This is a genomic window from Arcicella aquatica (assembly GCF_034928825.1).
Lineage (GTDB): Bacteria > Bacteroidota > Bacteroidia > Cytophagales > Spirosomataceae > Arcicella > Arcicella aquatica.
This window is the reverse complement of sequence record NZ_JAYFUL010000083.1, coordinates 1-10,404: the sequence shown is the minus strand read 5'-3', so window position 1 is coordinate 10,404 and position 10,404 is coordinate 1. Positions and strand designations below refer to the sequence as shown.

9 protein-coding genes are annotated in these 10,404 nt (G+C 33.7%); 5 read left to right on the top strand and 4 right to left on the bottom strand.

What is annotated here, in order from left to right; all coding sequences use genetic code 11:
- Positions 1–533 precede the first annotated feature (533 nt).
- Together VB264_RS24650 and VB264_RS24645 are read left to right on the top strand one after the other, a co-directional pair.
- Positions 534–1,076, top strand: coding sequence for a hypothetical protein (locus tag VB264_RS24650; RefSeq protein ID WP_323254031.1), 543 nt, complete (start codon positions 534–536; stop codon positions 1,074–1,076).
- 112 nt (positions 1,077–1,188) lie between these two features.
- Positions 1,189–1,731, top strand: a complete 543-nt coding sequence (locus tag VB264_RS24645) for an REP-associated tyrosine transposase (protein ID WP_323254029.1) — start codon at positions 1,189–1,191, stop codon at positions 1,729–1,731.
- Positions 1,732–1,909: 178 nt separating this feature from the next.
- Here VB264_RS24645 and VB264_RS24640 read toward each other — a convergent pair whose 3' ends face one another.
- The gene (locus VB264_RS24640) at positions 1,910–2,839 is read right to left on the bottom strand and encodes a sugar phosphate isomerase/epimerase family protein (protein WP_323254027.1); all 930 of its coding nucleotides are present in this window, start codon (positions 2,837–2,839) and stop codon (positions 1,910–1,912) included.
- A 137-nt stretch (positions 2,840–2,976) separates the two neighbouring features.
- Complete coding sequence (locus VB264_RS24635) at positions 2,977–3,771, bottom strand: carboxylesterase family protein (RefSeq protein ID WP_323254025.1); 795 nt, start codon at positions 3,769–3,771, stop codon at positions 2,977–2,979.
- Between the two features lie 134 nt (positions 3,772–3,905).
- Here VB264_RS24635 and VB264_RS24630 point away from each other — a divergent pair, with 134 nt between their 5' ends.
- Positions 3,906–4,628, top strand: a complete 723-nt coding sequence (locus VB264_RS24630) for an NUDIX hydrolase (protein ID WP_309915566.1) — start codon at positions 3,906–3,908, stop codon at positions 4,626–4,628.
- Between the two features lie 138 nt (positions 4,629–4,766).
- On the opposite strand, the gene VB264_RS24625 is transcribed toward VB264_RS24630, so the two are convergent.
- Complete coding sequence (locus VB264_RS24625) at positions 4,767–5,336, bottom strand: YceI family protein (RefSeq protein WP_323254022.1); 570 nt, start codon at positions 5,334–5,336, stop codon at positions 4,767–4,769.
- Positions 5,337–5,388: 52 nt separating this feature from the next.
- A complete protein-coding gene (locus VB264_RS24620) occupies positions 5,389–7,923 on the bottom strand; it encodes an outer membrane beta-barrel family protein (RefSeq protein WP_323254020.1) in 2,535 nt (844 codons plus the stop codon).
- 314 nt (positions 7,924–8,237) lie between these two features.
- Here VB264_RS24620 and VB264_RS24615 point away from each other — a divergent pair, with 314 nt between their 5' ends.
- Both VB264_RS24615 and VB264_RS24610 read left to right on the top strand, forming a co-directional pair.
- Positions 8,238–9,269: a sensor histidine kinase gene (locus VB264_RS24615; protein ID WP_309915558.1), complete on the top strand. Its 1,032-nt coding sequence runs from the start codon at positions 8,238–8,240 to the stop codon at positions 9,267–9,269.
- A gap of 216 nt (positions 9,270–9,485) precedes the next feature.
- Positions 9,486–10,223 carry a LytR/AlgR family response regulator transcription factor gene (locus VB264_RS24610; RefSeq protein WP_323254017.1) on the top strand — a complete coding sequence of 246 codons (738 nt, stop codon included), beginning with the start codon at positions 9,486–9,488 and terminating at the stop codon, positions 10,221–10,223.
- The last annotated feature ends 181 nt before the right edge of the window (positions 10,224–10,404 follow it).

Below are 10,404 nucleotides of genomic sequence, written 5' to 3'. Positions count from 1 at the left end.
TAAATCTTTAATTTTGATACCGATGATATTTTTCATTAAAAGGCTGTATTTGTTGCTTAGGAACTACAAATTTCAGCCTTTTTTTATTAATTCTGATTTTTCATCGGGTAGAGTAGGTTAATTTGTAGCAGTAAACAAATATTTTGCATTCAGCAAAATGAAAAGTCAGATAGGCAAAATTTAATAGGCTTCTGGTTTCAGCCTCATTCAGCCTTTTTAAATATTAAATTTTCCCCAAATGGAAGATTTGAGTTTAATGATTATAATCTAAAATTAGATAAAGAGGAATTGTTAAAAGGTAGGTACTATTTAAAGGGAAGTTCTCTTGTGTTAGTATATGACGATAGACCAAAGCAATCTTTTACCTTTATTAAAGGTAAAGGAGCCGATAAGAATTTCTATATAAAGAAAAAGGGGTATTATTTCGTAAAGCAAGTTTTGTGATGTAGACTGTCCTCGCTTGAAGTGGCGTTTTTTCACTATGTCAAGCGTTGAAACAAAATAAAGTTCGTTTTGATTATAAAAATAAATTTATGAAATCGAATATTTTAATTCCAAAAAATAAATTTACAAGAAATAGTTTACTTCTTTTTATGAGTGCTTCTTTTCTAAACTTGTCCACCTCTTGTCAAGAGATTAAAAAGTTTCATAATAAAGAGAATAGTGCTATTATAAACCAAAAAGAAATAGAATTTAAACATTGGCTAAAAGACACTTTAAAAATCATAAATGTTAGATCACCAATAGGGTATCAAAGAGAAATCAAAATAGAAGATGATTCTCTATATCTACAGTTAATTACAAATTATAATTTAAAATTAGATAAAACATATAATGAAAATAATAAAGAGATTATTTATGTATTAGACTTATTAGAAAGAAATAATGTGATGCCACAAAAGAAATTCCATTTGAAATTAACGGTTGAATATTATTTTTATATTTCATCTATTAAACGGTTAAAAAGGGATTTTGATACTGAAATAAAACATTTTGAAATAAGATATGAAGGTCGAAAAATACAATATAAATTTATAAAAGGAAATCTAATTGACATGACTGAATCGAAAGATTAAAACAGTTCCCAAAGCTTGGCGTAGTGTTTCACTACGTCAGTGTGTACTGCAATGTTACATTGCAAAAATGCAGAGCATTTTATAAGTTTGGTCAACTAAAACATTTACGTCTATGCCACAGGGATATCAAATATATGACCAATCTGGTCTCTACTACCTAACTCTTCAAGTGATTGATTGGGTGGATGTTTTCAGCAGGAAAAACCATCGAGATATAGTTATTAATAGTTTAGATTATTGTAGAAAAGAAAAAGGGTTAGCAATATATGGCTATGTAATCATGACCAACCACATTCATTTGTTAGCAAGGGCAAAAGCAGGTAATTTATCAAACGTTATCAGAGATTTTAAGAAATTTACAGCATCACAGATTTTAAAGACAATAGCATTAGAACCTGAGAGCCGTAAAGATTGGATGCTTAAACGCTTTGAATTTGCTGCAAGAAGTAATGTAAGGAGTAGCTTTTATCAATTTTGGACGCATGAAAACCATGCTATTGCATGCTTCAGTGGAGATTTTACAAAGCAAAAGTTAGACTATATTCATAATAATCCAGTTCGAGCAGGTTTTGTAGAAAAACCCGAAGATTGGTTATACAGTAGTGCCAGAAATTATACAGGATTGAAAAGCTTAATTGAAATAGATTTTCTTTAGTATAGTATTACAATAATACGACAAAGGTAAAATGCGTTGCATTTTTGCAATGTAACATTGCAGTACACACTGACGTAGTGAAACACTACGCCAAGCTATAGGCAAAAATCATACCTAAAACATAAAAAACCACGTCAGAGTATCCTAACGTGGTTTATAACTTCCCTGAAAATTTATACTAACTAATTATTTTCTTTAAATTACCAAAGCTTGTACCAAGGTTATTGATAGGTGATGGAGCACCGTCTTGTTCTACAAAAAGGTGTTTTACACCCGCTTTGTCTGCTGCGGCAAAAATGGCTTTGAAATCTACAATCCCTGTACCTACTTCAACAGGCAATAATGTTTCTTTGTTTAAATCTTTTACGTGAAATAATGGGAAACGTCCTGGGTGTTTAGCAAATAATTCTGGAATATTTACACCCGCTTTAGTTGCCCAAGCCAAATCCAATTCAAATTTCAATAAGTCTGCACTGATTTGTGACGTAAATATATCAAATGGTAATTGTCCATCTACTTTTTCAAATTCTGCGGTATGATTATGAAATACAAAAGTCAATCCTGCTTTTTTACAAGCCTCTCCTGCCTTTTGAAGTATCTCTAACGACGATTTTATATCTTCTGAAGTCTTCACAGGAATACTAGCACATACTAAATACTTTGCACCGCCTTCGGCTACTTCATCTACTACCTGCTGTGTATCGTTCATCAACGATTTCATCGGAGGCATCTTGTTTAACATTTCAGCATTAGGATTTACAGCAGCTCCTGGCTTAGGTGCTGGCATTCTGAAAGGTGCACCCATAATATGGTGTGCTTGCCATGTCATTCCTAAATCGCTTACTACTTTCGCAAATTCTTTGGGTTTCATCCCATAATATCCACCCTTCATACTAAAGGCTGATTCTATTTCTTTATAACCAATATCTGCAATCTGCTTTAATGTCCCTGTTACATCCTTATCAATTATCGACATCGTGGTAAACAACTGCACACCAAAATTCTTAGGCGTAATTTTATGTCCGAACGCATCGGCTAAATTTGGCAAAAGCATCCCTCCAAGGGCTAAAGCTCCTGTATTTTTCAGAAAGTCTCTTCTATTTTGCATAGTCGTTGTTGTAGGTAATGTAACGGTTTGTTTAAATGCGTTTATTAATTTATTTATAAAAATGATATTGGATAATAAAGAGTATTTACAGAAGCAAAATTGACATCGCCTGCCATAAGGCAGGCCTTAGTCGGAATTTATAGTTGTACTTTTTTTCTTTTATGAGCAAACAACCAAGGTAATAAATCGGGTTCTTGAAATACATTATCCCAACTATTATGCTTTACGTTTGGGTATTCAGTATACTTTACATCAACCTTTAGGTGCTTTAATTTTTCAACCATTTTACGAGAGTTATTCACATCTACTACTTGGTCAGCATCGCCATGAAAAACCCAGAAAGAAGTTCTTTTTACTGATTTGTCGTATTGTTCTACATCTCCTCCTCCGCATATTGGAATGGCTGCTGCAAATACTTTTGGATAACGATAAACGGTTTCAAAAGTCCCCATGCCACCCATAGAGAGTCCAATAATGTACAACCGAGATTTATCCACACTTTCGTCCTGACAAATCTGTTTTACAATATCCATGAAGCAAAGCATTGGGGTAGTGGGCTGGTTATGATAATCAAAACCAAGCGTGATGGGTGAAGTACTTCTGTCTACTTTTACAGAAGCCCAGTAATTATCAGTTGGACATTGGGGCGCAATTACGATACATGGGAAGTTTTCCCTATTTTCATCTTTTAAAAACAATTTGGCGCCGTGTGTCAATTGTTTTTCATTATCATTGCCACGTTCGCCAGCACCATGAAGAAAGAGTATCAAAGGGTACTTTTTACTTTTATTGTAGTCTTTAGGATATAATATGCGATAGGGCAATTTAAAGCCATCTGAACGAACATATTCTCTCTTCTCATACTTGTCGAGGTCCTGAGCAAAAACACCCGTGTAACAAAGTAGTAGGAAAAAGCCTAAAAACTTTTTCATATTTATTTTTTAAGATTAAATAGTATTAAATTTATTGTATCATTGCGGTACAATAATACTTGAACCTTTTTATGTTACCAAATTTTTCTTTACATTTATCTAAAATTCGCTTAAACATCTCAAATATTTGAATTATGAGTACTAAAACTCGTGGATACGACTACCTTCCAGGCATTTCTATTGATTGTGTAATCTTCGGATTTCATGACAATCAATTAAAAATATTATTATTAAATTTCAAGAATACAGATTGGCTAGCAGTACCGGGTGGATTTATCAAAGAAAGCGAGAATTTAGAAGAAGCAGCGCAAAGAATTTTAGAAGAACGCACTGGCCTAACCAATATTTATCTGGAGCAATTTTATGTTTTTGGTGATAGAGATAGGCGAGATAATGAGATGCTAAAGTCGTTGATGAAAGCTGTTGATGGGGTAGAGCTTAGTCCAGACCATTATTTAATGACTCGCTTTTTATCAATAGGTTATTATGCGCTGATAGATTTCACAAAGGCAAACCCAACCCCCGACTATACTTCTGATTCATGCCAATGGTATGACATAGATACGATTCCTACATTGATTTACGACCATTCGGCGATGGTAAAAAAAGCATTAGAAACCCTTCGTTTCTTTTTGGATGAAAAACTAATTGGTTTTAATTTATTACCAGAAGTGTTTACAATGAACGACTTGCAAAATATGTACGAAACCATTTTAGACAAAAAACTCCTACGTACAAATTTCCAACGTAAAATGTTGAGTTTGGGGATTTTAGAGAGATTGGATAAAAAAATGACAGGTGCTGCCAATAAAGCGCCTTATTTATATCGATTTGTAGGAAAAGAAAGTAATGTTTGATTCAAAACCTTTATAAAGAGAACAGGCTTGCCGTAAAACAGCAAGCCTTTCTTTTTTTCAATCAAAAACACAATTTTACATGTGTTTCAAACTGACTATGTCTAGGAAGAGATAATCATTGATTAAATCTTGATATTTTTATTCTTTACCGAATTCACCTACGGCTCTGATTTCAATGTCTTCGCTTACTACTGCCCCTGGCATTCCACCCACACCAAAGTCAGTACGTTTGATAGTTCCTGTTAATTTAAACCCCGCAATTGGCTTTTGAGTTCTCATGTTTTTACCAACACCATTCAATGTTAAATCAAACGTTACTGGTTTTGTAACACCTTTCAAGGTAAGCTCTCCTACCAATTTATATTTTTTAGCATCTACTTTAGAGATAGAAGTACTTTTGAAGCTAATTTTTGGGAATTTTTCAGCATCAAACATATCTGCTTTCTTTAAATGACCATCTCTCATTTCATTATCAGTATCAACGCTACTTACGTCTGCTGAAAATTCAAAAATTGCATCTGTAAAATCTTCTTTTGATGAAGTGATGGTTGCATCAAAAGTTTTGAAGTTACCGTCAACTTCTGAAAGCATTAAGTGGGTAACAGTAAAGCCTACCTTAGAGTGTGCTTTGTCTACATTCCACTTTTGTGCAAATGATGATGATACTGAAACAACTAGTGTTGTAATTAAGATTGCGATTTTTTTCATTGTTTTAGATTAATTAGATAAGATTAAATGTTTGATTTTACAAATTTCATACTTAATTATTAGATTCTCCACCTTTTACATCATCATTTTTCACAGATTTTGATTTTTTCTGTTCAACGAATTTCATATTTCCAATCTTATAAGAGAATGTCAATTTTATGTTTTGGTTATAAATATTATTAACACTTTTCTGATTAAACTGAGCCGTATTCAGCGTTGATGTCATCGTCATACCACCAAAGAAATTCTCTGCTGCTAACCCAATACTTCCTCTTTTATTGTTAATGTCTTTTTTAACACCTAACGAATACATCCCCATTCCATTTTGTGAACCTTGTAATTGTACTTGGTTTCCACGGTAACCTCCGAATGCTTGAACGCCCCATCCATTATTTAATTGTAATTGAGATGTAATTCTTCCGCCAATTGTTAAGCCTGTATTGCTAATTGTTGAAAAACCACCTGTTGCATTCGCAACCTGACCATCTAAATAATTGTAATAAATATCAATTCCTCCGTTCAATGACCATTTCGGTGTAATAAAAGTATTTCCGAAAATGTTCGCTCCAAGCGTTTGCTGTCTACCGATGTTTTGAAACGTTGTCACGATTGCTCCTGCAAGGGTATCAGATGGTGCACTGATTCTTACAATTGAATTATTTGTTTGACGACCAAATAACGATACATTCAAATACGTTCTGTTGATATTTTTACTTAAGCTTAATTCCACATTGTTAGTCACTTCTGGTTTCAAGCTAGGGTTACCAATCGTGATGTTTTGTGCATTAGAAGCATTGAAGTTAGGGTTCAACTGCTGTAATCCTGGACGTTGGATACGATTGTTATACGCTAATTTCAAGGTTGCAGTTCCTAAGCTTTTAGATATATTGATACTTGGCACCAAATTTCCATAAGAAGGAATATTGATTGAGTTTACATTCGTTACTGCATCAATCGTTGTATATTCATAACGTGTTCCTACTTTAAAAGTGTACTTATTTTTAGTAGAATAAGTATAAGAAACATATCCCGACGAAATAGTTTGTTTATAGTTCAACAAACCCGATGGGTTTCTAGCATCTGTACTAAAACCTCCTGTACTACCTGCATACAAATACTGATAATCACTATCAACTTGTCGAGTAATGCTTTTTAAACCAACCTCAAACATTTGATTTTGTTTGATTGGTGTTTGATAATCTGTCTGAACAGTAATCTCACGGTTAGTATTTCCGTTGATATTTTTCTGGCGACTTAATAATTCACTTGCACCATTCAAGATGTTAGCATCAAAATTATTCGTTAAATTATTCTGACTAAACTGAGTTGAAATAGACCATTCTTGTTGAGGTTTGAATGTTTTGATATAATCAACATTTATATCAACTGAATTTGATAAGTCTTTACTATCAACATCTCTGTAAGAAGTAGAAGTAAGGTTATTGTTCGAGAATAACTTTGTCACATACTCTTGGTTACGATCTAAATTTCTAGTACCAAAAGCTATTGAAGAGCTTATTGATTGTGTTTTTGAAATTTCATAATCAAAACCTAAGTTGTATCTTCCAAACAAGCCATTATCTTTTGCATCAGAACTTTGTTGTGTTAGCTGAGTGACACCGTCTTTCACAGTTGATTGCTCTAACGTTGTTCCTGCCTTATTGTAGAACAATCTACCAAAGCCTCCTAAAGTAATCCCTAATTTACCATGACGATAGCTACCGTTCAATCCTAAGTTAGAAGCTCGAAGTCCTACTCCTGAATCAAGATTAAGGGTCAATCCTTCAATAGATGATTTTTTTGTAATGATATTAATAATACCCGCAGAACCCTCAGCATCGTATTTTGCAGATGGCGAAGTAATCACTTCTACTGTTTTGATTAAATCAGCAGGAATCATCTTCAGGGCATCTGCAATGCTGCTTGCTACAATGGTTGACGGCTTGTTGTTTATCAATACTTTAATATTAGTCGTTCCTCTTAAAGATACATTACCATCTAAATCTACCGAAAGCATCGGTACTTTTTTCAAAATATCTGATGCATCTCCTCCTTTAGCCAGCATATCTTTTTCAGCATTATAAACCAGACGGTCAACTTTTTCTTCAATCATAGCTTTTTCAGCTGTTACTGTTACGCCATCAAGCATTTGAGAAATAGGCGAAAGTTTGAGGATTCCTAAATCAATGTCTTTGCCTTTCTCAACTTTAATATCATTGATAATTTTGCTTTCAAAACCGATAAACGAAATCTGCAATTTATAATCGCCCACGGCTACTTTAGTCAATAAAAACTTACCTTTATCGTCAGCCATTGTTCCGTCAACAGGTTTGTTGGTAGTTTTGCTGATTAAAGAGATATTGGCAAACTCAACCGCACTAGTCGCAGTCGAATCGATGATAAATCCTGAAATCTTTGAATTACCTTTTGGAGTATTGATTTCAAAGCTTGGCGTGTTTTGCTGAGTCGAACGGTTTCTTCCGTTACCATCTCCTCCTCCACCTCCATTTGGTGGTCCTCCAAATTGTGCTAATGCGATTTCACTCGTTGTGAAAATAATGAGGATGAGGCTTAATAATTTTTTCATCGTTGTAAAATATTTTGATTATTATGAAAAAGCTTTCTTGGTCTTTATTTTAAAATTGATGTACAAAACAAAGACAATAAAAAGAGAATGAAATCCGCAATAGACAATCAGGCTGAGAAAATCGACAATTGAGGCTGAGGTACCATAAGGAGGAATTGTCGGGATTTTGAGGCAAACCATCGGATAAAATAGGCGACTTATCAAATAATTGGAGCAATTGAGGTACTTCTAATCAATGTAAAGTATTTATCTAAGTTTTTTTACAGAAATTTGATTTGTACTTATACCAAATTGATTATTTTTCATTCAAATATATGCAAGCTTATATTCAACGAAACAGAATTTTACTCATCCATCTATCTTTCTGGTGGGTGTATTTTTCTTTTTTTTACTATCAGGTAAGCTTTGGTAAGCCTGGAGAAGAAACAGACCTGACAGAGGCTTTAGTTACTACTATACTACACATAGGTTTTATAGCAACTTTAGCTTATATTAATTACTTTATCTTTTTGCCACGCCTCATTCATAAAAAGAATCTTTTTGCCTACCTGCTAGAATTCCTCCCTGTGTTCGCCATTTTCATCACGATGTATGTGTATGTAAAAAGAGTTCAAATGGCTAATAACGAGCATATTGGGTATTTTTACAGTATAAAGTTTATCGTCCAACACTCTGTAGGAACAATATTCATTGTAATTTTTGTGGGAATGTTAAAGTTTGCAGAAGATTGGTTAGAATTAGAAGCAAAAAGAAAAGAGGTAGAAAACGAAAAATTGATGGCTGAGCTTACTTTTTTGAAAGCCCAAATCAATCCACATTTCTTGTTTAATACCCTGAATAACCTCTATTATTTGGCTTTTACCAATTCGCCCAATACTACTGAGGTAATCGCTAAGCTATCGCAAATGATGCGCTATATGATTTACGACTCAAATCATGCAAAGGTATTATTAAGCAAAGAAATAGAATATATCGAGAACTATATTAGTCTTGAGAAGCTACGTTTGAACAACCAAATTCCGATAACTTTTGAGATTGAAGGAAATATCAGTCAAACCCAGATTGTACCTTTAATTTTGATTACTTTCTTAGAGAATGCTTTCAAGCATGGCGTGAGCAATAATTCTACGGATGCTTATATCGTCGTAAAGTTATCTGTGACAAAGAACGAATTGATTTATATCGTAGAAAACAGTAAATTAAAGTCTTCAAATCACGAAAAGTCTGGTATTGGGCTAAGAAACGTAAAGAGAAGACTAGATTTAAGTTATTCCAACAAATATCAGTTAGTTGTGGAAGATACAGAAAGTGATTATAAAGTAAATTTGACGCTAAATCAGTTGTGATTGAGTGATTGATATAATTGTGAGTTAGTGAGTTGTGATTGAGTGATTTTTTTGGAAAAAGTAAAATAAAATATTTTTTCAAGAACCTTCTTTAATAAGTATGGCCGTTGAAATCACTAACACGCAATTCACTAACCCACAACTCACTAACCCACAATTCACTAAATCACAACTCACTAAATCACAACTCACTAAATCACTCAATCTCAACTAATCATGCCTCATACTTGTATAATTGTAGAAGATGAACCTTTGGCGCGTAGTTTAATGGAAACTTACGTGAGAAAGGTGCCGTATTTACAATTAGTCCAATCTTTTTCAGATCCTTTAAAAGCACTGGATTTTTTGAGGGAGAATACTGTAGATATTTTGTTCTCGGATATTCAGATGCCTGAAATTACGGGTATTACTTTATTGAAAATTTTACAGAAAAAACCTTTGATTATTCTTACAACGGCTTATTCTGAATATGCTATCGAAGGCTATGAATTAGATGTATTAGATTACCTGCTTAAGCCCATTACTTTTGAGCGATTTCTAAAGTCGGTAGAGAAAGCTTCCTTACGATTGAATACCGCCGTGCAAGCACCCACTGTGAAAGAAAAAGTAGTGAAAGAGGTAATCATCAATCAGCAAGAAGCCACACAGGCGTTCATTTTTGTGAAAGATGGCACGAAACTCGTAAAAATTCGTTTAGCAGAAATTATGTATATAGAAGGGCTGAAAGACTACGTAACGATTTATACTACCCAACAAAAAGTAGTTGCCCTACAGACTTTGAAAGCTCTAGAAGCACAATTGCCCGAAACACAATTTGTCAGAATCCATAATTCTTACATCGTAGCCCTAGAATGGATAGAGTCTGTCCATCGAGAAAAAGTACAAATTGGTAAAGTCTTTTTGCCAATTAGTGATACTTATAGGAAGGCGTTTAAGGAGTTTATTGAAAGGTAATTTAGCTGTGAGCTTTTTTGTTTGTTGACGTATATCGATTCCTACCAATTAAGTTCACCCCCATCCCTAGCGAGGGACTTAAGTCCTACTGATTACCCACATCTTTTAGATAAGATAAAAAAAATTAAGAACTTGTAGCATGGAAATGTTTTTAGGTATAGAAAAAAAATATCTGTTCACA